This is a genomic window from Salipiger sp., from assembly GCF_048261495.1.
GTDB lineage: Bacteria > Pseudomonadota > Alphaproteobacteria > Rhodobacterales > Rhodobacteraceae > Salipiger.
This window is the reverse complement of record NZ_JBLXFX010000002.1, coordinates 176305-201288: the sequence shown is the minus strand read 5'-3', so window position 1 is coordinate 201288 and position 24984 is coordinate 176305. Positions and strand designations below refer to the sequence as shown.

The window sequence follows — 24984 nt, the reverse complement described above, 5'->3', positions numbered from 1 at the left end:
CGGAGTATCCTTTGCCGGGAGGTCGAGGATGGATGCGCTGTCTCTGCTCTACTACGGCCTGATCTGCGGCGCGCTCGGATTGGCGGGTCCGCGGCTCGGCAGGCCCGCGATCCGCTTCGGCATCGGGGTTCTGGTCGGTCTGGTCGCGGCCGGGGTTTTGCCGGCGCTGAAGGCGATGATCTGACCGTCCGTCGGCCCCGGATCACGTCAGCCCGCGGGGCGCTTCACCCCCAGGTGACGTCGCCCAGAAAGAGGTAGCCCGCGCCGTAGATCGTCTTGATCAGGCGGGGGTTCTTCGGGTCCTCCCGCAGCTTGGTGCGCAGGCGCGAGATGCGGACATCCATGGCGCGGTCGAAACTCTCCCCGGCCCCGCCGCCGAGCGATTCCTGCATCTGCGCCCGGGTGATGAGGCGCTTGGGGGCTTCGAGGAACAGCCGCAGCACCTCTCCTTCGGCATGGGAGAACGGCGTCTCGGTGCCCTCGGAATCCACCAGCGCGTAGCGGTCGAAATGCGCCGTCCAGCCGGCGAACCGCGCGGTATCCCCGCGCGAGACCGAGGCCTTGGGCGCGCGCAGGCGCACCCGGATGCGGGCCACCACCTCGGCCGGGTCGAAGGGTTTGATGATGTAGTCGTCCGCGCCCAGCTCCAGCCCCGTCACCCGGTCCTGCACCTGCGCCCGTCCCGAGATGATGATGACCGCCGCGCCCTGTTCCAGCGCCAGCCGGTGCACCAGGGTCAGCCCGTCGCGGTCCGGAAGCCCGAGGTCCACCAGGCAGACATCCGGCGTGGTGCGCTTCAGCGCCGCTTCGAATTCCGTCGCGCGGGCAAAGGTCAAGGTGCGGAAGCCGGCCTCGGTCAGCGCCTCCGAGAGGATGGCGCGGATCGCCGGTTCGTCGTCGAGGATGGCGATCAGCGGCGCCGTCATGCCGCGCTCCTTCCGCGCCCGAGAAAGGCGGACAGTGCCGCCGCATCGAAGGGTTTGGCCAGCACCGGCGCCAGGCTGCGCGCCTCGGCGTGCAGCGGATGATCCGGCGGCAGCGAGGTCATCAGAAAGACCGGCAGCGGGGCGAGTTCGGGCGGCAGGGCGGTGCCGTAGCCCTCGCCCTCGAGCACGATGTCCGACAGCACCAGCGCGATGTCCAGCCCGTCGGCCAGGGCGCGCGCCTCGTCGACCGAGGCGGCTTCGGCCACGGAAAAGCCCATCGCGGTGAGCATGTCGCGGATCTGGGTGCGCAGGTCGGCATTGTCCTCGACGAGCAGCACCAGCCCGGTCTGCGGCAGCGCGCCGACCGGGCGCAGGGGCAGGCGCAGCACGACCCGCGCGCCGCTGGCGCCGTTGCCGATGCGCACGGCGCCGCCGGCCAGCTTGACCATGTCGTAGACCATGGCCAGCCCCAGCCCGGTGCCCTTGTCGCCCTTGGTGGTAAAGAACGGATCCAGCGCGTGTTTCAGCGCCTCCGGCCCGAAGCCCGGCCCGGTGTCCGAGACGGTGATCTCCAGCCAGGTATCCTTGAGCGGCCGCGCGGCGACGGTGATCCGGCCCTGTGCGCCGCAGGCGTCGGCGGCGTTCAGGATCAGGTTCAGCATCGCGTCCTGCAACAGCCCGGGGTCGATCAGGTGCCCGCCGCCGGCCTCGCAGAGCGTTTCCAGCACGACGCCGTCGGGCAGGGTGGGCGAGGCCAGCGTCTTCAACCCGTCGAGAAACCCGGAAAGCTCCACCGGTTCCGGCCGCCAGACCCGGTGCGAGGTGATGTCGGCGATCCGGTTCAGCAGGTCGCCGCCGCGCCGCGCCGCCTGCAGGGTGGCGGTGATGAGCGGCTCGGCCTCGGGATGGTCGACCAGCCGCGACAGCCGCGACTGCATCCCGAGGATGATGGTCAGCAGGTTGGCGAAATCATGCGCCATGCCCGAGGTCATCTGCGCCGCCAGTTCCCGCCGCCGGGTCTGCTGAAGCGCGGCGCGGGCCTGGGTTTCCTCGGTCACGTCCTGGGACAGGATGTAGACGCCGGTCTCCACCGGATCGGGGGTGAAGACCGCACGGATGCGGCGCGAGGACCCCTCGTCGGTGAATTCGAAGGTGCTCTGACGCCCCTCGAACGCCGCTTCCAGGTGCGGCCGCACCGAAGCATAGGCCGCGCCCAGCGCGCGCGAGATGTGCAGCCCGAGAATGTTCGACGGCCGTCCCGGCATCACCGCCGACAGCCGCCGGTTGGAAAAGGTATAGCGCCCCTCCGCGTCGACACGGGCGATATGGGCCGGCATCATCTCGGTGGTCAGCCGGGTGCGCGCCTCGATCTCGGTCAGTTCGCGCCGCGCCTCCTGCAGCGCGGCATTGGTCGCGGCAAGCTGGCGGTTGGTGGCCGAAAGCTCCTCCGAGCGGCGCAGGACCTCGCCCGAGAGCAGTTCCGACCGGGTGCGCAGCAGGCTCTCCTGCGTCTTCATCGCGGTGATGTCGGTATAGACCGTGACCCAGCCGCCCTGCGGCAGCGGCGCGCCCTCGACGCTGATGGTGCGCCCGTTGGCGCGGCTGCGCTCCATGTAGTGCGGCTCGAAGGCGCGGGCCTGCTCGACCCGCGCCCGGACAAAGCCGTCGGGATCGTCCACCGGCCCGTATTCGCCCGACAGCACCAGGTGACGGATGGTGTCGTCAAAGCGCGCCCCGCGCTCGGTCAGCTCCGGCGGCAGGTCGAACATCTCGACGAAGGGCCGGTTCCAGACCGCCAGCCGCAGGTCGCTGTCATAGATCGACAGGGCCTGCTGGATCAGGTTCAGCCCGGCCTGCGTCAATGCATCCTTGTCCATCCGTCACGCTCCTCCCGCGACATGGCTAGCACCCCGCACCGCCCTGCGAAAGCGTCCTGCCCCGGAGCGCCTCCGCCCCGGTTTCTTCTGGCCCGAAATATCCCGGGGGAGCGCGCCCCGCGCGCGTCGGGGCGGAGCCCCGCAACCCAAAGGGGCAGAGCCCCGCAACCTACAAGGGGCAGAGCCCCGCAACCTACAAGGGGCGGAGCCCCGCAATCTACAAAGGGCGGAGCCCCGCGATCGCGCGGCGGCGGAGCGGCACCGGCCCGCCACCTCGGCACGAAAACGGGCGCCCCGTCCGGGGGCGCCCGCTCTCCTTTCGGCGCTGATGCGGGATCAGCTGAACACGAAATCCGAGAAGTCGGTCAGGACGGCGCCGACGATCTCGATGGTGTCGAGCTGGCCCGAGATTTCGACGAGGGTGTTGCCGCCGGAGTTGCTCAGCGTGAGGTCGCCCGAGGTGTAGCCGATCATCTCGATCGTGTCCGTCCCGGCCGAGAAGCCCTGCACGCTGTCGTTGCCGAAGGCCGCCTGGAACTGGAAGGTGTCGGCATTGAGCCCGCCGAACAGCCGGTCGTTGCCCGCGCCGCCGTCGATGGTGTCGTCTCCGCCGTTGCCGTAGATCGTGTCGTTGCCCTCGGCGCCGAGCAGCAGGTCGTTGCCGTCCTCGCCGTAGATCAGGTCGTCGTCGCCGCCGCCGTTGATCGTGTCGTCGCCGTCGCCGCCCAGCAGGGTGTCCATGCCGGCATTGCCTTCCAGGCTGTCGTCGAGGTCGTTGCCCTCGGCGTAATCGTCGCCGTTGCCGCCGATGATCGTGTCGTTGCCGCTCTGGCCGATCATGCTGTCGTCGTCGTCGCCGCCGAGGATCGAATCCGACCCGCCGCCGCCGTTGATCGTGTCGTCGGCCTTGTTGCCGATCAGCGTGTCGTTGCCGGTGTTGCCCTCGATCAGGTCGCGCCCGTCGCCGCCGGTGATCGAATCCGTCCCGGTGCCGCCCTGCAGCGTGTCGTTGCCGAGGTTGCCGAGGATCGTGTCGTTGCCGTCGCCGCCGAGGATGCTGTCGGTGTTGCCGCCGCCGATCAGGCTGTCGTTGCCGTCGCCGCCGATGATCGTGTCGGCGCCGTTCTCGCCCCGGATGGTGTCGTGCTGACGCCCGCCGGTGATCGAGTCGTTGCCGTCGCCGCCGTAGATCACGTCGTCGCCGTCATCGCCGCGCAGCGTGTCCGCGCCGATCCCGCCGTAGACCGTGTCGGCCCCGCCGCCGGCGTTGATCGTGTCGGACCCGCCGTCGCCGGTCAGGCTGTCGCGCCCGGTGCCGCCGAGGATGAAGTCCGCCCCGCCGTTGCCGATGACGGTGTCGTTCCCGGCCCCGCCGTCAAGCTCGTTGGCCACGTCCGAGCCGATGATCTCGTCGCGGTAGTCCGAGCCGACGACATTCTCGACCGAGATCACGTCGAAGACGGTCACGTAGGGACCGCCGGCAAAGACGTGATACCAGGTCTCGTTTGCCAGATCGACGAAGAAGTCGAAATCGCTGATCGGTCCGAAGCCGGACAGGTCCATCGTATCCGTCCCGGTGCCGCCGTCGAAATTGGCGCCGAAGACCGATCCCTCCAGGCGGTAGAGGTCGTTTCCGGCCTCGCCGTTGATCGTCTCGCCGGGGGTGGAGCCGAAGGAATCGGTGATCGTGTCGTTGCCCTCGCCGGCGTCGATCACGGCATTCGAGCTGACGGTGATGTCGTCGTTGCCCGACCCGGAGATCAGGTGTTCGATCGATGAGAAGGTCTCGTTGATCCCGCCGAAGGTCGCGGTCCCGGCCTGCATGTTGATCGTGCCGCCGGTGACATTGGCGCCGTAGTCCAGCGTATCGGTGCCCGTGCCGCCGACGAAGGTGTCGGTGCCCGCGCCGCCGATGAAGCTGTCGTCGCCGTCACCCCCCACAAGGCTGTCGTCCCCGTTGCCCCCCTCGAGCGTGTCGTTCCCCAACCCGCCGTCGAGCGTGTCGTTGCCGCCGTTGCCGGTCAGGCTGTCGTTGTCATCCCCGCCGTCGACGGTGTCCGCGCCGTCGGCGCCGATGATCGTGTCGTTGCCGGCGCCTCCGGACAGGATGTCGCCGATGGCCGAGCTGACGTAGAAGCCGCCGTCGATGGAATCGTCGCCGCCGTCGCCGCTGAGGTTCTGGAACCCGCCGCCGCCGAGGATGGTGTCGTTGCCGCCGCCGCCCTCGATCGTGATATTTGCGATGTTCCCGACGGTCAGACTGTCGCCGAAGCCCGTGCCGATGATGTGCTCGACGGAGGTGATCGACTGTGCCGGACCGAATCCGTCCCAGGTCCCCGTGGCCACATTGACGACGATGTCCTCGCTGTGGGTCGAGGCATCCAGCGTGTCGGTGCCGGTTCCGCCGTCCACATCGTCGATGTTGTTGGCGCCCAGGACGAACAGGTCGTCGCCGTCGTCGCCGAAGAGGCTGTCCTGGCCGCCGCCGCCGGTGATCGTGTCGTTGCCGCCACCGCCGCGGATGGTGTCGTTCTGGCCGTCGCCGGACAGGGAATCGCCGTCGGCGCCGCCCTCGATGCTGTCGGCTCCGAAGCCGCCGATGATGGTGTCTTCGCCGGCTCCGCCGAACAGGTCGTTGGCGCCGTCGGTGCCGATGATGCTGTCGTCGAAATCGGAGCCGATGAGGTTCTCGAAGTTCGTCATCACCTCGGTCTGGCCACCGGTGCTGGCCGTGCCCGCCGCAAGGTCGAGGACCAGCGTGGCGCCCGTGGTTTCGTAGATGTTGCCGGACCAGTCGATGGTGTCGTCCCCGGTGCCGCCGTCATGCAGGTCGGCATTGATCGGGGAAAAGACGCGGATGATGTCGTTGCCCGCGTCGCCGTAGTATTCCTGCGTGGTGCCCAGTTCCGAGATGTCGTCATCGCCGTCCCAACCGTGGGTGAATTCGGTGCCGGAAGTCGAGACGAAGGTGTCGTTGCCGATGGTGCCCACCTCCCACTGGTCGGGGGAATAGACGCTTGGGGCGTTCACGGCATCGCGGGTGTCGTAGATCTCGGTCAGGACGTCGGCATTGCTGCCGGAGCCGTCGGTCCAGCTTACCACGAACCGGCCATCCCCGAGACCGACGCCCGAAGCGTCGTAGTTCGACGTGCTGGAATCCACGTCCACCCTGGCGCCGACCGAGGTGCCGCCGGAGTCGTAGCGCTGAAGCGCGATGGTGTTGCCGGACTCGTCGTCGTCGTAGACCACCACGAAGCCGCCGTCCTGGAGCGCGATCAGGTGCGGGGCGAAGTTGATGTCGGTCGACGCGCTGCCATTGACGGTGCCGGTGGACACGGACACGCCGGTGTTGCTGAAGACCTCGTATTCGATGTCGTAGTCGTTGGCGTCGAGATTGGTGTAGGCGACGACGAAACCGCCGCCGGTCAGGGCCGTGACCGAGGCGTCGTAATCGGTATCGCCGTTGCTGTCGGTATCGTTGACATAGGATGACCCGAGCCCGCCCGTCTCGTTGCCGCGGGTATGGATCACGGCATTGTCGGTGGAGGCGCCGAACCGGCGCTCGCCGACGACGACGAAATTGCCGTCGCTGAGCGTCGCGCTTTCCAGCGGACCGACCGAGACGCTCGAACCGCCGATCATCGTGTAGGTGGCGTTCATCGTGCCGTCGGCATTGGTGTAGCGCGCTTCGATGTCGTAATCCGTCTGGGCGGAATCGTAGTGCTCCCAGGCCACGAGGTAGCCGCCCGAAGCGTCGGAGGTCACGGTGGGGAAGCGGACCCAGTCACCGGCGGTGGGCGACGAGGCGATGGTGTTGTTGGTGCTGTTGCCGATGGTCCCGTCCGTCGCGACGGTCCATTCCGAGGCGCGGATGACGTAATCCGCCGCTGCGCCGCCCTGGTCGTCGACATAGACGACGACGAAGCCATTCTCGGTCGGCGCGGCGTCGAACTGGAATTCGTCATCGGCGTTCCAGCTGTAATTTGCGCGGAATTCGTTGCCGAGCGGGTTGCCGAGCGGGTCGTAGACCTGTGCGACGATGTCCAGACCGTTCACTCCGGCGGGGGCGGAATCGGAATTGTCCACCCAGAGCACGACAAGGTTGCCGTTTGTCAGCTGGATGGTGACGCTGTCGTACTGGTCGTCGCCGGAGGAGCCGACATCCTGGGTGTTGGCCTGGAATTGATCGAGCCAGACTTCGGGTGTGGTTGGCATCGCTAAAAGCCTTTCGGTGGGAGCGGCCGTTGCGGACCGCTCTTCGGGACAAATGTGGCCGGTCGGCCGTCGGAATGAGGGCCGCGCGGGCCTTCGGAATGAACGGATCGCCTGGTTCCGCCACAAAAGGTGGCACAATCCGAAACGCGACCCTCCCGCGCTGACGCTGGGGAAGACCGTGCCCGTCGAACATTGCGACATTGCGTCCCTTGGGGCAATGGCGTTTTTTAAGACTTGATTTGCTCTTTTTCGTCTCGAACGCCGGCGCGGGCGGCTCCGGATGATTCGGGCCGCCCGGGTTGTCCGCCGTCGGCTGGCGAGTCAGCGGTGGACAAAGGCCAGTGTGTCGAAGTCCCTGCGCCAGTCCGCGACTTCGGCGGCGAGAGGGCCGGGGGCCTCGTCGCTCAGCCCCCGCGCGATCAGCGCGGCGAGGCGCGGCATGTCCCCGGCGGTCATGCCCCGGCGCACGAGTTCGGGCGTGCCGATGCGCAGCCCGTTGACGTCGCCCGGCACCTCCGGGCGCGGCAGGCCGATGCCGCAGGCGAGGAACCCGGCCCTGCGCAGCCGCGCCGATGCCGTCTGACCGCCGCCGAAGCGGGCGGCCTCGACGGCGAACTGGTGCGACCGGGTGATGCCGCGCGGCGTCTCGAACAGCGGCAGGCCCTCGGCCTTCAGGGCTTCGGCGAGGGCAAGCGCGGTGTCGGCCATGGTCCGGGCATAGGCCGCGCCGTGGTCCTTCCAGTCGAGCAGCCCCATCGCCAGCGCCGCCACCCGCCCGGCGTCGAAATTCGCCGTGAGGCCGGGATAGGCGATGGCGTCGAGCCGTTCGGCAAGGGTGTCGTCGTCGGTGACGATCAGGCCGCCTGCGGGTCCTCCGAGGCTCTTGTAGGTGCTCATGGTCATCAGGTGCGCACCTTCGGCCAGCGGATTGCCGAAGACCCCGCCCGCGATCATTCCGCACTGGTGGGCGGCGTCGAACAGCACCAGAGCCCCGACCTCGTCGGCGATGGCGCGGATTTCGGCCACCGGATGCGGGAAGAGGTTCAGGCTCATCCCGATTGTGATGAGCTTCGGGCGCACCCGCCGCGCAAGGTCGCGCAACCCGGTCAGATCGACTGTGTAGCCGTCGGCATCCACCGGGGCGGCGTGGGTGGTCAGCCCGTAGAGCCCGGCACAGCCCGCGGCGTGGTGGGTGACATGCCCGCCCACCGAGGCCGGGGGCGCGATGATCGCGTCTCCGGGGCGGGTGGTCGCCATGAAGGCGTAGAGGTTGGCCAGCGCGCCCGACGCGACGCGGACCTCGGCGTGGGCGGCGCCGAAGACCTCGGCGGCGAGGCGGGCCGCGATGACCTCGATCTCCTCGATCGCTTCCAGCCCCATCTCGTATTTCTCGCCCGGATAGCCCAGCGAGGGGCGGGTGCCGAGACCGCGCGCCAGCAGCGCCTCGGCGCGCGGGTTCATCACGTTTGTCGCTGGGTTGAGGTTGAAACACTCGCGATCGTGAATCCGGAGGTTGTCCTCGGTCAGCGTTTCGAGCCGCGCGGCAAGGGCGGCGCTCGTCGCGCCGGCGGTGTCGGTTTCGATCTGGCCGACACGGGCGGCGGCGGCGGCGGGAAGCCAGGGGCGGTTCGGCAAGGCGGTCATCGGATGCTCCATCGTTGTCATCCGCGACGATGGCGGAGGCGGGGCTTTTCGGCAACGCAGGTTTCAGCAATTATAGGGTCAGAAAAACTGAGTCTCAGCCATGTCCGTCGCGCCGCCCTTTCCCCGCCTGCCGTCGCTCAACGCCCTGCGTGCCTTCGAGGCGGCGGCGCGGCTGGGCAGCTTTGCCCTTGCCGCCGAAGAGCTGAACGTGACACCCGGCGCGGTGACCGCGCAGGTCAAGGCGCTGGAGGCCGAGGTCGGTGCGCCGCTGTTCGAGCGGCGCGCGCGCGGTGTGCGGCTGACCGCGCTCGGGCGGCGGGCGGCGCCGGGGTTCGTCGCGGCCTTCGATGCGCTCGGGGATGCGGTGCGGGCGCTGCGCCGGGACGCGGCGCCCCGGCGGGTCCATGTCGCCGCGCTGCCCGCGCTGGCCGAACTCTGGCTCGGACCGCGCCTGCCCGACCTGCGCCGGCGGCTTCCGGGGGTGGAACTGTCGGTCACCGCGATGGAGCAGCCGCCGAACCTCAAGCGGGTGCCGTTCGACCTGTGCCTGTTCCTGCGCGCCGATCCGCCGCCCGGCGCGGTGCGGGTCGCGGACGACCTTCTGCCGGTCTGCACGCCGGGGCTCGCGCGCGATCTGTCCCGCCCCGAGGATCTGATCGATGCCGTCTGTCTGACCGACACCGCCTGGGCGGAGGATTGGCAGAATTGGGCGGCGGTCGCGATGCCCGGCCGGGGGCTGGCGCCCCGCGGCCCGATCTTTTCGCTCTATGCCCTCGCGGTGCAGGAAGCATTGAACGGCGCGGGCGTGCTGATGGCCCATCGTGCGCTGGTGGCGCAACACCTCGCGTCGGGCGCGCTCGTCGCGCCGTTCGGGGTGGCAGCGCCGCTCCGCGAGGGCATCGCGCTCTGGCGGCTGCCGGGCGATGCGGCGCAGGCGTCGGTCGGCAAGGTTCTGCGCGCGCTCGGGGATCTCGCGTGAGCCATGCAACCCGGCGCCGCGCTGTGCGTTCCCCCCGCAACGAGTGATCCGAAATCCGCCGATAGGGAAAATGCGACAAGAGCGATCATTCTCCTTGTCCCGAGTGAGTGCTAGCATATGCACCGACGAATTCTGGAGACTGCATGACATCTACCGCGATGCGCGACGTGCTGGTGATCGGCGGAGGGATCAATGGCTGCGGAATTGCAAGGGATGCCGCCGGGCGTGGCCTGAGCGTGACCCTTGTCGAAATGCGGGATCTGGCCTCGGCCGGGTCCTCGGCGACTGCCAAGCTCCTGCATGGCAGATTGTGCGATCTGGACGATCTGAGGCTGCTCCCGGTCCGTGAGGCGCTGCTCGAACGCGACGTGCTGCTGCGCGCCATGCCGCATATCGTCCGGCCGCTGCGCTTCGTGATGCCGGTGGGGCGGGGGGCTGCGCCGGCGGTCTGTCCGACCACCGGGGCGGAACTGCCGCGCCGCCGCAAGGGGGGTGCCGGGTCGCTGCCGAAGCGTCTGGCGCTGTTCCTCTATGACCATCTCGGCGGGCGCAGCATCCTGCCCGGCGCCGTCTCCCGCGCGCTGCCCGGGACCGAGGAAGGCGCGCCGCTGAAGCCGGGGTATCGCACCGCCTGGGAATATTCCGATTGCGGGGTCGAGGATTCCCGCCTCGTCGTGCTCAACGCCCGCGATGCGGCGGCGCATGGGGCCGAGGTTCTCGTGCGTACCCGCGCCGTGTCGGCGGAGGTGGTGGACGGCGTCTGGCACGTCATCCTCGAAGATGCCGCCGGGAACCGGCGCCTGTGCCGGGCGCGCAGCCTCGTCAACGCGGCGGGGCCCTGGGTATCCGAGGTCATCGGCGGGGTTGCCGGGGCCCGCGCCCTCACCATGCCGGAAGAGACGTACCGCACCCATATCGTCGTGCCGAAGCTCTACGACCATGACAAGGGCTATGCCTTTGCCGAACCGGATGGCGGCCTGCTCTTCGCGATCCCCTTCGAGGCGGAATTCACGCTGATCGGGCGCATCGACGCGCCGGGAAAATCCGGTGCCGCTGCCGGTGCCGCGCAGGCCGGGGGCGAGGCCGCGGTTCTGGCCGCCGCCAACCGCCATTTCGCCACGCCGATCCGGCCGGGGGACGTGCTTCGCAGTTTCACCGAGGTGAGCCTGCTGCATCGCGGCTCCGAACTGGCCTTCGACGAGGCGGCCGGTGCGCCCTTTCTCAGCGTGCTGAGCAACCGCATCACTACCTACCGGCGGCTGGCGGAACACGCGGTCGACCGGCTGGCACGGCATCTCGGCGGCGCGGCCCCGGCCTGGACCGCGACAGCGCCCCTGCCGGGCGGGGATTTCGTGGTGAACGGCGTGCAGACGCTGGCCGACCGGCTGGTGTCGGAATACGGCTTCCTGACCCCGGCCTGGGGGCTTCGGCTGATCCGCTCCTACGGAACGGAGGCCTGGGAGCTGCTCGGCAAGGCCGCGACCGAGGCGGAGCTGGGCCAGGCCTTCGGCGCCACCCTCACCGCGCGCGAGGTCGGCTGGCTGATGGAACGGGAATTCGCGCAGCGGGCCGAGGACGTGGTCTGGCGCCGCACCCGGCTCGGCCTGAAGATGAGCGCCGCGGAAATCGCCGCGCTCGATGCCTGGATGACCTCGCATGTGCCGGAAACCCGCCGCGCGGCGGCGGAGTGACGCGGCACGGCGGTTTGCCTTGCCCGGCCCGTCGGGACTATAGCCGGAGGGACGCATTTTCCGACCGGACAGGCCCGTGGCACCCCGAACCACCGCAGACCGACTGCTGAGCCCCGACGCCCGCGCGCTGCTGCGCCGGGCCGCGTGGCTGTCGCTGGCCGGGGCGGCGCTCTGGCCGGTGCAGGCGCTGGCGGTGGCCGTGGCGATTTCGGGCTGGGTGACGGGCGCGGGGCTGGCACGAGGCCTGACGGCCGCGGCGGTCTTCGCGGTCGTCGGGATGCTCCGGGCGCGGGCGGAACGCCGCGCCGCGCGGCTGGCCTGGACGGCGGCGGATGCCGCGATCCACACCCATCGGCGCGACCTGCTCGACCGCGAGGCCCTGCGGCCCGAAGGCGGCCCCTCCTCGGCCGCGCTGGCCGCGCTCCTGACCGAGAAGCTGGCGGCGCTGGCGCCCTGGATCACCCGCTACCACCCGGCCATGCTGCGCACGCGTTGGCTGCCGCTGCTCTACCTCGCGCTGATCTTTCCGATCTCCTGGGCGGCGGGGTCGGTGTTGCTGGTGGCGGGCCCGCTGATCCCGATGTTCATGGCACTGGTCGGCATCGCCGCGAAGGAGGCGTCGCGGCGGCAGATGGTCGAGGTCGGCGCGATGAACACGCTGCTGATCGACCGCATCGCGGCCTTGCCCGACATCCTGTTGCTGAACGCCGCCGCCGCGTCGCGCCGCGCCTTTGCGGTGCGGGCCGAGGCGCTGCGGACCCGGACCATGGCGGTGCTGCGGGTGGCGTTCCTGTCCTCCACCGTGCTCGAACTTTTCGCGGCGCTTGGGGTCGCGATGGTCGCGCTCTACGTCGGGCTGTCGCTGCTCGGAGAGCTGACCTTCGGCGCCTGGAGCACACCGCTGACGCTGGGCGAGGGGATCTTCCTGCTGCTGCTTGCCCCCGATTTCTTTCAGCCGCTGCGGGATCTCGCGGCCGCCTGGCATGACCGTGCCGCCGCCGAGGCGGTGGCGGACGAGCTCGACACCCTCGCCGCCGAGGCGCCGCTGCCGGTGCCGGGCCACGGTGCCCGCGTCGCGCCGCTGCCGGGTCCGGCCTCCGTCGCGCTGGAGGGCGTGTCGGTTCTGCGCGGCGTGCAGCGGCTCGTCCTGCCCGACCTCGCGGTCGCGGCGGGCGAGGGGGTCGCGCTGTGCGGGCCGAGCGGGTCGGGCAAGACCACCGCGCTCGACCTGATGGCGGGGCTGCTGCGCCCGGACGGCGGCGCGGTGCGGGTGGCGGGGCAGGCGCTCGACCCCGACACCGCCGACGCCTGGCGCGCGCGCATCGCCTTCGTGCCGCAGCATGTGCATGTGCCGGATGTCACCCTCCGGGCGTTCCTCGATCCGCACGGCACCGGCGGGATCAGCGACGCGCTTCTGGCGCGCGCCCGTGCCGACCGCATCGTCGCGGCGCTTCCCGACGGGCTCGACACCCGGCTCGGGGAAACCGGCGCCGGGGTGTCGGGTGGCGAGGCGCGGCGCCTGCTGCTGGCCCGCGCGCTGATCTCGGGGGCGGGGATCGTCCTGGCCGACGAACCGACCGCGGATCTCGACGGGTCGACGGCGGCGGCGATCATCGCGACGCTGCGCGAAGTGGTGGCCGAGGGGCGCACGGTGATCGTCGCCAGCCACGACCCCGCGCTGATCGCCGCGCTCGACCGCACCGTTCGCTTCGGTGACGGGGGCGCGGCATGAGACCCCTGCTCGGGATTCTGCGGCTGCTCTGGCGCGCCGAACCCCGTGCCATGCGGCGCGGCGCGGCGCTGAGCGTTCTCGTGATGCTGATGGGGGTGGCGCTTCTGGCGCTGTCGGGCTGGTTCATCACCGCGACCGGCCTCGCCGGGCTGGCCGGACTCGGCATCGCCTTCGACATCTTCCGACCGAGCGCCGGGGTGCGGGCGCTGTCGCTGGGGCGGGCCGCGGCGCGCTACGGCGAGCGGCTGACGACCCACGATGCGACGCTGCGCGCGCTGGCGCAGCTGCGGGTGACGCTGCTGGCCCGGCTCGAACGGTTTCCCCTGGCCGAGCTGCGCCGGATGCGCGGCGCGACGGCGCTGACGCGGATCACGGCGGATGTGGATGCGCTCGACGGGGTGCTGCTGCGGCTGGCGCTGCCGGTGGTCGCGGCGGTGATCACCCATGCCGTCGCCTTTGCCGGGCTCTGGCTGCTCAGCTCTCCGGTCATCGCGATCTCGGTCGCGGCGGGCTACCTGCCCGGCGGGGCGCTGGTCCTGTGGCGGGTCGGTCGCAGCACCTTCGGCCCCTCGTCGCGGGCGGAAGAGGCGATGCAGCGCCTGCGCCGCCAGTCCATCGGCCTGTTCCGGGGGCGTCGCGAGGCCGTTCTGCAGGGCACGCTTCCCGCCCTGCGCGCCACCATCGACGCCACCGAAGCCGAGGCCCGCTCAGCACTCGACAGGCTCGACCGGCTGGATAGCGGGGCAGGCATGGCGCTGGCCTGCGTCGTCGCTCTCGTGGTGGCGGCGGTGCTTGCCGTCTCGGGGGTGCTGGTCGATGCCGGGTTGCTTCTGCCGGCCCCCGCGGCGATCGGGGTCTTTGCCGCCCTGGCCCTGGCCGAGACGCTGCTGCCGCTCCGGCGCGGGATCGCGGAGATCGGCCGCATGCGCGATGCCGCGACCCGCGTCCTTGCCGAGCCCACGGTGCCCGCCATGGCCCGCGCGGCAGGGACCGACACCGCAGAGGCCGCCGCGCCGCTGGTCGCAGCGGGCCTGTCGGTCGCGCGACCGGGCCGCAGGCTGCCGCTGCTGCGCGACCTCTCCTTCGAGGTGGCCGCCGGAGAGACCCTGGCGCTTCGCGGGCCGAGCGGGTCGGGCAAGAGCACGCTGCTCGACGTGCTCGCGGGGATTTCCCCCGGCACCGCCGGCGGGGTGCGCCTGCTCGGCCGGCCGCTGGAGCGCTGGGAGGAGGGCGCGCTGCGCGATGTGCTGACCCTCGTTCCCCAGCGCGCCGCGCTGATCGGGGGCAGCGTTCTCGACAATCTCCGGCTTGGCGATCCCGATCTCGACGAGGTGGCGGCGGAGCGGATCCTGCGGGTCGTCGCGCTAGACACGGCCCTCGCCGGGCGCGGCGGGCCGCTGACACCGCTCGGCGAGGGCGGTCAGGGCCTCTCGGGCGGGCAGGCGCGACGATTGGTCCTTGCCCGTGCGCTGCTGCGCCGTCCGGCGGTGCTTCTGCTGGATGAACCGACCGAGGGTCTGGATGCGGAAACATCGGTTCAGGTTCTTGAAAACATGAGAAACTTCCTGCCCTCGACCGCCATCGTGACGGCCTCTCACAGGGCGGCGGAACTGGCCTCCACAGACCGGGTTCTGCGCCTCGAAGATCATATTCCCGAAAATTAATCTGTTTGATTTCGGTCAGGTTCCGGCCACTTTCAACGTCGTACACATGAGCGAAATCTGATCCCGTGATCCAGGTTGTCGCGCCGCCGCCCCTCAGGCCGCGCCCGCGCGATCCCGACCCGGACATGATCAACCCAGGAGTGCGATGCCCGTGGAGTTCGATGTGGTGGACCTGTCGCGACTGCAGTTCGCGATGACGGCGATGTATCACTTCCTGTTCGTGCCGTTGACGCTGGGCCTGTCGATCCTCGTCGCGATCATGGAAACCGTCTACGTGATGACCAACCGCCCGATCTGGCGGCAGATGACCAAGTTCTGGGGCACGCTCTTCGGCATCAATTTCGTGCTCGGCGTGGCCACGGGCATCACCATGGAATTCCAGTTCGGCATGAACTGGTCGTATTATTCGCACTACGTCGGCGACGTCTTCGGCGCCCCCCTCGCGGTCGAGGGGATGATGGCGTTCTTCCTCGAGGCGACCTTTGTCGGCCTGTTCTTCTTCGGCTGGGACAAGCTGAGCAAGGTCGGTCACATGATCGTCGCCTGGCTGGTCGCCATCGGGTCGAACTTTTCCGCGCTCTGGATCCTGATCGCCAACGGCTGGATGCAGAACCCGGTCGGGGCCGAGTTCAACCCCGAGACGATGCGGATGGAGATGACCTCCTTCTTCGAGGTGATGTTCAACGAGGTGGCGCAGGCCAAGTTCGTGCACACGGTCTCGGCGGGCTATGTCACGGCCTCGGTCTTCGTGCTGGGGGTATCGGCCTGGTACATGCTGAAGGGGCGGCACCTGGAGCTGGCGCGCCGCTCGATCGCGGTGGCTTCGTCCTTCGGGCTCGCGGCGGCGCTGTCGGTCGTGGTTCTGGGAGATGAATCCGGCTACTCGGCCAGCCACACCCAGAAGATGAAACTCGCCTCCATCGAGGCGATGTGGGAAACGCACCCCGCCCCCGCGCCCTTTACCCTGATCGGCTTCCCGGACAAGGAGGCGCGCGAGACGCATTATGCCGTGGAAATCCCCTGGGTCATGGGGATCATCGGCACGCGGTCCTTCAACCAGGTCATTCCGGGCATCGACCAGCTCGTCACCGAGGCGGAATCGCGGATCCGGTCGGGACTGATCGCCTATGACGACCTGATGACCCTGCGCGAGCTGCGCGCCGAGACCCCCGAGGACGTGCGCCTGAGCTTCGAGGATCACTCGGAGGATCTCGGCTTTGCGCTGCTGCTGCGCCGCTACGTGGACGACCCGCGCGAGGCGAGCGAAGATCAGATCCTCGCCGCCGCCAACGACACGATCCCCGGCGTCGCGCCGCTGTTCTGGTCGTTCCGCATCATGGTGGGGCTGGGCTTCAGCTTCATCGCGCTGATGGGCTATTTCTTCGTGGCCTCGAACTTCCGCACCGGCCGCTTTCCGCGCTGGGCGCTGCGGGTGGCGGTGGTGATGATCCCGGCCCCCTGGATCGCGGCCGAGATGGGCTGGTTCGTGTCGGAATACGGCCGCCAGCCCTGGACCGTGGACGGGATGCTGCCGACGGCGCTGTCGGTGTCGCATCTGAGCGTGGGCGACCTGCTGCTGACCCTCGCGGGTTTCGCGCTGTTCTACACGGTGCTCTTCGCGATCGAGATGAGCCTGATGCTGAAATACATCCGCAAGGGTCCCGTCGAGGACGTGGAAGAGACCGACCGCTGGATGGCGCGTCACGAACACCGGCTGCGGACCCATGACGGGCGCGGCCCCTTTGCCGAACCCGGCAGCGCCACCGGCGCGACAACCCCGGCGGAGTGAGCGGCGATGATCCTGCATGATCTTCTTGGTTTCGAAACTCTGCGCCTGATCTGGTGGGCGCTGATGGGGGTGCTGCTGATCGCCTTCGCGCTGACCGACGGCTTCGACATGGGCGTCGGCGCGCTGCTGCCCTTCGTCGGCAGGACCGATGTCGAGCGGCGGGTGGTCATCAACACCATCGGCCCGGTCTGGGAGGGCAATCAGGTGTGGTTCATCCTGGGGGGAGGGGCGATCTTTGCCGCCTGGCCGCCGCTCTACGCGGTCAGCTTCTCGGGGTTCTACCTGGCGATGTTCGCCATCCTCGCGGCGCTGATCCTGCGCCCCGTGGGGTTCAAATACCGCTCCAAGCGCGAAAGCGCGCGCTGGCGCAACGGCTGGGACCGGGCGCTGTTCGTCGGCGGCGCCGTGCCCGCGCTGCTGTTCGGGGTGGCGGTGGGCAATGTGCTGCTCGGGGTGCCGTTCCACCTGACGCCGGACCTCATGACGCGGTACGACGGCACCTTCTACGGCAAGTTCCTCGGACTGCTGCGCCCCTTCGCGCTGCTGACGGGGGCGGTGTCGCTCTCCATGCTGATCATGCACGGCGCGGCGTGGCTGACGCTCAAGACCGAGGGGATGATCGCCATCCGCGCCCGGCGGATCGGTGTCGTGGCCGGGGGCATCGCGGCCGTCGGCTATGCGCTCGCCGGGCTCTGGCTGGCCTTCGGGATCGACGGCTACCACCTTGTCGGCGACGTGGTGACCGACGGCCCCTCCAACCCGCTGTTCTCCGAGGTCCGGCGCGAGGGCTCCTGGCTGGCCGCCTACGGCACCCGGCCCTGGATCGCCGTCGCCCCGCTCATGGGCTTCGCGGGGATTGCCCTGGCGGTGCGCGGCCTGATCGGCGGAAGGGAGATTTCGACGCTGCTGTGGTCCAAGTTGGCCATCGTCGGGATCGTGTCGAGCGTCGGTCTCACCATGTTTCCGTTCATCCTGCCCTCGACGGTCGACCCGCGGTCGTCGCTGACGGTGTGGGATGCCTCCTCCTCGCACCTGACGCTGTTCGTGATGCTGGTGGCGGCGGTGATCTTCCTGCCGATCATCCTCGCCTACACGGCCTGGGTCTACAAGGTGCTCTGGGGCAAGGTCACCGAAGAGGACGTGACCGGCCCGGGCCACAGCTACTGACGGAAAGGATTGATCCGATGTGGTATTTTGCCTGGATGCTCGGCCTGCCGCTTGCCGCGCTCTTCGCGGTTCTGAACGCCATGTGGCTGGAACTGCGCACCGACGCCGTGCTGGCCGGAGAGGCGGACGAGAGCAGCGAAACGCCCTGAGCGGGCAGCGGTCCGACCCCGTCCCTGAGGTGCCGGAACTGCCGCAATTTCCGGCAGTTTTTGCCGGATTTCGGAGATTTCGTCACGCTCGGTAGCAATCATTGAATTGACATTTTACATAATCGTCACACTCTTGAAGGGAGAAACGTGTAGAAAAAAAGTGATTGCGGGCGCGAGGGCATGGCAAGATTGGGAGAACAGATTGCGGCAATGCCGATCCATTGGGACAGGAAGGGCAACCTCAGGGTCCTCATGGTGACATCCCGGGATACGGGGCGGTGGGTGATGCCGAAAGGCTGGGAGATGGACGGCAAGAAGCCCTGGCATGCGGCCGAGATCGAGGCGCTGGAAGAGGCCGGCGCCAAGGGCTACATCAGCCAGGAGGAAATCGGCAGCTACCGGTATCCCAAGGTTCTCGAATCCGGCGAGATATTGCCCTGCCGGGTCCGCGTCTTTCCGATGATCGTCGAAAAGCTTCAGCGCGACTGGAAAGAACGCAAGCAGCGCCGCCGCAAATGGTTCTCTCCCAAATCCGCCGCGAAACGGGTCGACGAGGAGGAATTGTCCGAACTGCTCCTCAGTCTGTGCCGGAAGCCGCGCAAACAGCCGGTCATCCAGGAATTGCTCCGCGCCTCCTGACCCGCCGCGTCACCGTGCGGGATCACGACGCGGGCAGAAAATCTCCGTAACAGCCACCGGCAAAGGCTAGCGGTGCGCCCTCCCTGAAGGCGGCGCGCAGGACGCGACCGATGAGGATCGTGTGGTCTCCGCCATCGTGGTGCGCGTCGAGCTCGCATTCGAACCGGGCCAGGGCACCGTCCAGCAGCGGAATGCCCGCTATGCCGGGGTGCGCACCGTCCGCGGCGAACCCGGCATCGGCGCTGCGCGCAAAGCTGCGGCTCAGCGCCTCCTGTTCGCGGCCGAGGACGTGGATGCCGAAATGCCGGGCCGCCGCAAAGGCCGGATAGCGCGCCGTCGCCTTCGCCACCGACCACAGCACCAGCGGCGGGTCGAGGGAAACGCTGGCAAAGCTGTTGGCGGTCAGTCCGACCGGCCCGTCGGCTGTCGCGCAGGTGACGACGGTCACGCCGGTCGCGAACCGCCCGAGCGCGGAGCGCAGCAGGCGGGGGTCGGACAGCGCGGGGTCGAACAGGGTCGGGGAAGCGGAGATGCCATCGTCGCTGAGCAGTGGCGTGTCCGGCAAGGCATTCATGGCAACGGCTCCGGTTTCCTCCGGCCGCGGGGGCCGATGGGGGCAAAACGCCGCGAAGTTCGGCAGATTATTGTCGAATTTTCAGCATCTTGGCCGGGCGTTGCGGGCATGTGTGCCCCGGTCCGGCCGTTGTTGGATTTTCACAACAGGTTGTTGACGCGCGGGTAAATTCGTTCGGTGAAAGAAATTCTATCTGGCGAATATGGCCAAAATAAGGTAGTCCAATACCTGATAAAACAGTCGCCGAACAAAAAACAAAGGGCGACGTGGGTAGAGCGGTGTGATCATGAATGCGATTGATTTCGTAGTCCGTACCCCTGTGGGTGCGGTCGAGCGCGGCAGTATTGGCGGCGACGGACAGGGTTTTCTTATTGATGCGGGCAGCGGGAACCAGATTTCCCTGAACCTGCGGCAAAGCGAAGTTTCAAGTTACGAACGTGCCGGAAGCGACCTGCTGGTCACGCTGGCGGACGGGCGGGTGATCGTCCTCGAAGGGTATTTCACCGGAGCGGAGAACCACCTCTTCCTGAGCGCGGACGGCATTCTCAACGAGGTCAGCTTCGTCGATACCGGGACCGGCGCGCTCTACGCGCAATACGGGCCGACCGAAACCTGGGGCAAGTGGACGCCCTCGCAGGATCTCATGTTCTACGACGACCCGGTCGTGGTGGCCGCGGGCGAAGAGGACGAGGTGAGCATGTTCGCGCCCGCGCTGCTCGGCGTGGGGCTCGGCACCGCGGGGACGGCGGCCGCGGCGGTGGTCGGGGGCGGATTGCTGATCGGCGCGGTCTCGGGCAGCACCGACAGCGGCAGCGGCAGCCCCGACGGCAGCGGAACCGGCACCGGCGATGGGGACGGGGATGGTGACGGCGACGGCGACGGCGACGGTACGGGCGACGGCGATGGTGATGGCACCGGCGACGGCGACGGGCCCGACATCGGGATCGGGGACGGCGACGACACCTGGATTCCGCCCACCGTCGACACCGAGGGCCCGATCGTCGTGGGCGGCACCGACACCCCGGAGATCGTGATCGGCGGCACCGCCAATCCCGGCTCCGAGGTGATCGTGACCGTCGGCGACGTCACCGAGACCGTGATCGCGGACGAGGACCGGACCTGGGAAGTGGTCTTTGACGACGAGGATTTCCCCGAAGACGGCACCCATGACGACGTGACCGTGCGCGTGGTCGATCCGGACGAGACGGTGACCGATCTCGGCGGACCCGAGGTCATCATCGACCTCACGCCGCCGCCTCTCGACATCCTGGACGGCACGGTGTCGGTCGGCGACATCGTCAATGCCGAGGATTACGGCGACGGGGTCGAGGTGTCGGGCACCTCGGAACCCGGCGCGACGGTGACGATCACCGTGGGCGACTACACCGATTCCGTCGTCGTCGGCGAGGACGGCACCTGGATCTTCGATCTCGGACCCGAGGCGGTTGCCGATGGCGAGCATATCGACGACATCACCGTCACCGCGACCGACCCGTTCGGCAACGGCACGGTGGTCGAGGATGCGCTTGATATCGATACCATCCCGCATCCGCTGACCATCGACCCGGTGACCGGCGACGATCTGGTCAACGGGGCCGAGGCCGATGCGGGCTTTCCCATCACCGGCACGTCGACCGCGGGCGCGACGGTCATCGTGACCTTCGGCGACAACACCTATGAAACCGTCGTCGACGAAGCCGGAACCTGGGTGGTCATGGTCGGGTCCGAGGATTTCCCCGGCGGCGAATACCTCGAGGACGTCACCGCGACCACGGTGGACCGGGCCGGAAACGTGTCGAACGCGGCCTCCGTCGTGACCATCGACACGGTCAACGACCTTGCCATCACCAACACCCCGCTGACCGGCGACGACATCATCAACGCCGGGGAATTCGCCGGCGGCGTCACGCTCGAAGGCACGTCGCAGGCGGGGTCGACCGTTCTCGTGACCATCGGCGGTCTGACGCAGGAGGCCGATACCGCGGCGGACGGCACCTGGTCGGTGATCTTCACCGGGCTCGACGCCGGCAGTTACGATACCGAAGCCGAGGTGACTTCGACCGACGGCGCCGGGAACACGGAAACCGTCACCCATCCCTTCCGCATCGACACCGAGATCAGCGTCACGCTCGACAGCCCGGTGGCGGGGGACAACCTCGTCAATGCCGAGGAAGCGGCCGAGGGCTTCGTGCTTTCCGGAACCGCCGAGGCGGGGGCGAGCGTGGTCGTGGACTTCGACGGGCGCAGCTACGACACCGTGGCCACCGAGAGCGGCGGCTGGAGCGTCCTTGTCCCGACGGAGGACATCCGCGCGGGCAGCTATGCGACCGGCATCACCGTCACGGCGACCGATGCGGCGGGCAACGTGGCCACCGCCTCCGGCGCGCTGGAGGTGGACACCGAGGCGACGGTGGGCTTCACCAACACGCCCTTCACCGGCGACGACCTCATCAACGCCTCCGAAGTGGCGGAGGGGCTGGTGATCGAGGGCCTCGCGCAGCCCGGATCGACCGTGATGGTCGAGGTCGCGGGCCTTTCGCAGGAAGCGGAGGTCGCGGCGGACGGAAGCTGGACGGCGACCTTCGCGGACCTCGTGCCCGGCACCTATGCGACCGAGGCGACGGTGACCGCGACCGACAGCGCGGGCAACACCGCCAGCGCCACCCACGGTTTCGACATCGACACCGAGGCCGCGGTGACCATCGACACGCCGGTTGCGGGCGACGACAGGGTCAGCGCCATCGAGGCGGGCGAGGGCCTGGTCCTGACCGGCACCACCGAACCCGGCGCGACCGTGATGGTCGAGGTCGGCGGCGTGGCGACCGAGGCGACCGTTGCGGCGGACGGCACCTGGACCGTCACCTTCGATTCCCTCACCCCCGGCACCTATGCCGCCGAGGCGACCGTGACCGCGACCGACCTTGCGGGCAACGTCGCCACGACCTCGCACGGGTTTGCCGTGGATACCGAGATCGCGGTGACGCTGGACGGCCCGATCGCGGAGGACGACCTCGTCAACGCGGCCGAGGCGGGCATCGGCTTTCCGCTCAGCGGGACGACCGAGGCAGGGGCCACCGTCGTCGTGGTGTTCGACGGCAACAGCTACAGCACCACCGCCTCGTCCGCGGGGGTGTGGAGCGTGCTCGTCCCCTCTGCCGATATCCGCGGCGGCGACTATGACGCTGCGATTTCGGTCACCGCGACGGACGCGGCGGGCAACAGTGCCTCTGCCAGCGGCAGCGTTGCGGTGGACACCGAGGCGCGCGTCGCCTTCACCAACACGCCGCTGACCGGCGACGATCTCATCAGCGCGTCCGAAGTGGCGGAGGGGCTGGTGCTGACCGGCACCTCGGAACCCGGCTCGACCGTGATGGTCGAGGTCGGCGGCCTTGCGCAGGAGGCCGTGGTGGCCGCCGACGGCAGTTGGACCACCACCTTCGACGGGCTGGCGGCGGGCAGCTACGCGACCGAAGCCACCGTCACCGCGACCGATGCGGCGGGCAACACCGCCACGGCGACGCACGGCTTCGACGTGGATACGGAGATCTCCGTCGCGCTGGACCGCCCGATCGAGGGCGACGACATGGTGAACGCCGCCGAAGCCGCGGACGGGCTTGTGCTCACCGGCAGTTCCGAAGCGGGGGCGTCGCTGGTCATCGATTTCGACGGCACGAGCTATACCGCCACGGCGGATGCGGCGGGGCTCTGGTCGGTGAACGTTCCCGCGGCGAATGTGCGTCCCGGCACCTACGGCGCGGCGATCTCGGTCACCGCGACGGATGCGGCGGGCAACACCGCGACGACCACCGGCACGGTGGAGGTGGACACCGAAACCGCCGTCGATATTTCCGACACCCCGGTCGAGGGCGACGGCATCGTCAACTTCGACGAGCGGGCCGACGGCGTGGTGCTGACCGGAACGGCGGAACCCGGCGCCTCGGTCGACGTCACCCTCGGTTCGGCCACGGTGGCCGCCGTGGTCGCGGCGGACGGAAGCTGGACGGCGACCTTTGCCGCCACCGACATCCCGGAGGGCGAGCTGAGCGTGCCGGTCACCGCCGTGTCGACCGATGCGGCGGGCAACACGGCCTCGGCCACGGGCGAGGTCGAGCTCGACACGCTGGTGCGCAACTACGCCATCACCTCGACCCCCGGCGGGGCGGACGGAGTCATCAATCTGATCGAGGCCGCAGAGGGTCTGACCCTCTCGGGCACGACCGAACCCGGCGCAACGGTGGAGATGGCCTTCAACGGCATCACCCGGTCGGCCACGGTGGACGCAGCGGGCAACTGGACGGTCAGCTTCGACGCCGCCGAACTGCCGTCGGGCGAGCAGACCGTGACGGCAACGGCGACCTCGACCGATATCGCGGGCAACACGGCGGTTCTGACGCAGGACATCGTGATCGACACGATCGCGGGCACGCTGACCATCGACGCGGCGCCGATGGAAGGCGACGACATCGTGAACCATGCCGAGGCGTCGGACGGCGTCGTCGTCACCGGCACATCGGACCCCGGCCGCACGGTCGAGGTCACGATGGACGGCGTGACCCACAACGTCCTTACCGCCGCCGACGGCACCTGGGCGGCGACCTTTGCCGCCTCCGAGATCCGCTTCGGCACGCACAATGCCGATATCTCGGCCCGCATCGTCGACGAGGCCGGCAACGAGCTGCAGCGCACCGATGCGGTCTGGATCGACACCGAGGTCGAGAATTTCGCCATCGCCGCCACGCCGGTCGAGGGCGACGACGTGGTGAACATGGTCGAAGCGTCGGACGGGGTCGTGCTCGTCGGCACGACCGAGATCGGTGCGACGGTCGACGTGACCTTCGGCGGGGTGACCGTCGCGGCCACGGTCGATGCGGCGGGCAACTGGAGCGCGGGGATCCCGGCTTCGGCCATCGCCGATGGCCAGTACGATGCCACGGTCGAGGTGCTGACCACCGACCGCGCGGGCAATACCGGCACGGCCCAACGCGAGATCCGGGTCGACACCTTCGTCGACCGTCTCGAGACAACGGGCGATCCGACGGGCGGGGACGGCGTGCTCAACGCCGACGAGGCGGCGGCGGGCTTCACCCTCACCGGGCTGGTCGAGGCGGGCTCCTCCGTCACCGTCACCATGGGCGGGGTGCGCCACACGGCAAGCGTCGATGCGACCGGAAGCTGGAGCGTGGCGATCCCGGCAAGTTCCATCCCGACCGGAGAGCTCACGGCGGACCTGCTGATCGAGGCGGTGGACGGCGCGGGCAACACCCGGTCGATGACCGAGGTGCTGAACGTCGACACGCTGGCGCCGGCCAACCCGGACGTGGAAAGCTACACCCGCGACCACACCGGTCTGCGCGGCATCACCCTGGCCACGGCGGAGGGCGAGATTTCCATCGGGCACGTGGTGGCGGCGGGCGGCGACTACGACATCGACGACGTGGCGTTCTCGTCCTACGACATCCCGGTGCTGGGAGAGACGGCGTTCAGCTTCAACCAGGTGGTGCCGGACGGGTCGCACCTCGTCGTGACCTCGGCCGATGCCGCGGGCAACAGCTCGGGCACCTACCTGGTGGTGGACGATACCACGACCTCGGAAGTGACGATGACCGACCGGCTGGCCGCTACCCTGTCGCAGTTCAACGTGGAAACCATCGACCTGCAATTCGCCGAGGACAGCCACCTGACCATCACCGAAGCGCAGCTTGTCGCGCTGTCGTCGAACAACAACGTGCTGACCGTCGAAGGCGGCATCGACGACGCGGTGACGATCACCGGCGCACATGCGGCGGGCAACGACGGCCAGGGCTACAACCTCTACGAACTGGGCGATGCGGTCCTGCGCATCGACGAAGACATCACCAACGTGGTGATCTGAGACGGCCACGAAACGTCCGGGGGCCGGCAGCGGCCTCCGGATCCCGAAAAAAACATAAAATCGCGC

At 69.0% G+C, this 24984-nt stretch carries 15 protein-coding genes; 10 read left to right on the top strand and 5 right to left on the bottom strand.

From position 1 onward, the window contains the following. The first annotated feature begins 28 nt into the window (after window positions 1-28). A complete protein-coding gene (locus ACN0RJ_RS04385) occupies window positions 29-184 on the top strand; it encodes a hypothetical protein (RefSeq protein WP_417723520.1) in 156 nt (51 codons plus the stop codon). A gap of 40 nt (window positions 185-224) precedes the next feature. Here the strand turns inward: ACN0RJ_RS04385 and ACN0RJ_RS04380 are convergent, their stop codons facing one another. The 4 genes from ACN0RJ_RS04380 to glyA all read right to left on the bottom strand — a co-directional run bounded on the left by ACN0RJ_RS04380 (window position 225) and on the right by glyA (window position 8662). Further along, window positions 225-926, bottom strand: coding sequence for a response regulator transcription factor (locus ACN0RJ_RS04380; protein WP_417719422.1), 702 nt, complete (start codon window positions 924-926; stop codon window positions 225-227). Further along, a complete protein-coding gene (locus ACN0RJ_RS04375; RefSeq protein ID WP_417719421.1) occupies window positions 923-2803 on the bottom strand; it encodes a PAS-domain containing protein in 1881 nt (626 codons plus the stop codon). The genes ACN0RJ_RS04380 and ACN0RJ_RS04375 overlap by 4 nt, the downstream gene beginning before the upstream one ends. Window positions 2804-3139: 336 nt before the next feature. Then, a complete protein-coding gene (locus ACN0RJ_RS04370) occupies window positions 3140-7018 on the bottom strand; it encodes a beta strand repeat-containing protein (RefSeq protein WP_417723519.1) in 3879 nt (1292 codons plus the stop codon). Window positions 7019-7339: 321 nt separating this feature from the next. After that, the gene (gene glyA, locus ACN0RJ_RS04365; protein ID WP_417723761.1) at window positions 7340-8662 is read right to left on the bottom strand and encodes a serine hydroxymethyltransferase; all 1323 of its coding nucleotides are present in this window, start codon (window positions 8660-8662) and stop codon (window positions 7340-7342) included. 100 nt (window positions 8663-8762) lie between these two features. Between glyA and ACN0RJ_RS04360 the strand changes: the two genes are divergently transcribed. The 8 genes from ACN0RJ_RS04360 to ACN0RJ_RS04325 all read left to right on the top strand — a co-directional run bounded on the left by ACN0RJ_RS04360 (window position 8763) and on the right by ACN0RJ_RS04325 (window position 18472). Continuing rightward, the gene (locus ACN0RJ_RS04360) at window positions 8763-9641 is read left to right on the top strand and encodes a LysR family transcriptional regulator (RefSeq protein ID WP_417723518.1); all 879 of its coding nucleotides are present in this window, start codon (window positions 8763-8765) and stop codon (window positions 9639-9641) included. Window positions 9642-9784: 143 nt separating this feature from the next. Next, on the top strand, window positions 9785-11332 hold the full coding sequence (locus tag ACN0RJ_RS04355) for a glycerol-3-phosphate dehydrogenase (RefSeq protein WP_417723517.1): 1548 nt from the start codon (window positions 9785-9787) through the stop codon (window positions 11330-11332). Between the two features lie 76 nt (window positions 11333-11408). Then, a complete protein-coding gene (locus ACN0RJ_RS04350) occupies window positions 11409-13064 on the top strand; it encodes an ABC transporter ATP-binding protein/permease (protein ID WP_417723516.1) in 1656 nt (551 codons plus the stop codon). Then, a complete protein-coding gene (locus ACN0RJ_RS04345; RefSeq protein WP_417723515.1) occupies window positions 13061-14728 on the top strand; it encodes an amino acid ABC transporter ATP-binding/permease protein in 1668 nt (555 codons plus the stop codon). The genes ACN0RJ_RS04350 and ACN0RJ_RS04345 overlap by 4 nt, the downstream gene beginning before the upstream one ends. 151 nt (window positions 14729-14879) lie before the next feature. Next, window positions 14880-16517, top strand: coding sequence for a cytochrome ubiquinol oxidase subunit I (locus ACN0RJ_RS04340; protein WP_417723760.1), 1638 nt, complete (start codon window positions 14880-14882; stop codon window positions 16515-16517). Window positions 16518-16523: 6 nt separating this feature from the next. Further along, window positions 16524-17684 (top strand): cytochrome d ubiquinol oxidase subunit II, encoded by a 1161-nt coding sequence (gene cydB / locus ACN0RJ_RS04335; RefSeq protein WP_417723514.1) that lies wholly within the window; start codon window positions 16524-16526, stop codon window positions 17682-17684. A 17-nt stretch (window positions 17685-17701) separates the two neighbouring features. Then, on the top strand, window positions 17702-17833 hold the full coding sequence (cydX, locus tag ACN0RJ_RS04330; protein WP_417719413.1) for a cytochrome bd-I oxidase subunit CydX: 132 nt from the start codon (window positions 17702-17704) through the stop codon (window positions 17831-17833). Between the two features lie 180 nt (window positions 17834-18013). Beyond that, entirely contained in the window at window positions 18014-18472 is a 459-nt protein-coding gene (locus ACN0RJ_RS04325) for an NUDIX hydrolase (protein WP_417719412.1), read from the top strand. Window positions 18473-18494: 22 nt separating this feature from the next. Here the strand turns inward: ACN0RJ_RS04325 and ACN0RJ_RS04320 are convergent, their stop codons facing one another. Then, window positions 18495-19046 (bottom strand): flavin reductase family protein, encoded by a 552-nt coding sequence (locus ACN0RJ_RS04320; protein ID WP_417723513.1) that lies wholly within the window; start codon window positions 19044-19046, stop codon window positions 18495-18497. 286 nt (window positions 19047-19332) lie between these two features. On the opposite strand from ACN0RJ_RS04320, the gene ACN0RJ_RS04315 reads away from it, so the two are divergent. Next, window positions 19333-24918, top strand: a complete 5586-nt coding sequence (locus ACN0RJ_RS04315; protein ID WP_417723512.1) for an Ig-like domain-containing protein — start codon at window positions 19333-19335, stop codon at window positions 24916-24918. Window positions 24919-24984 lie beyond the last annotated feature (66 nt).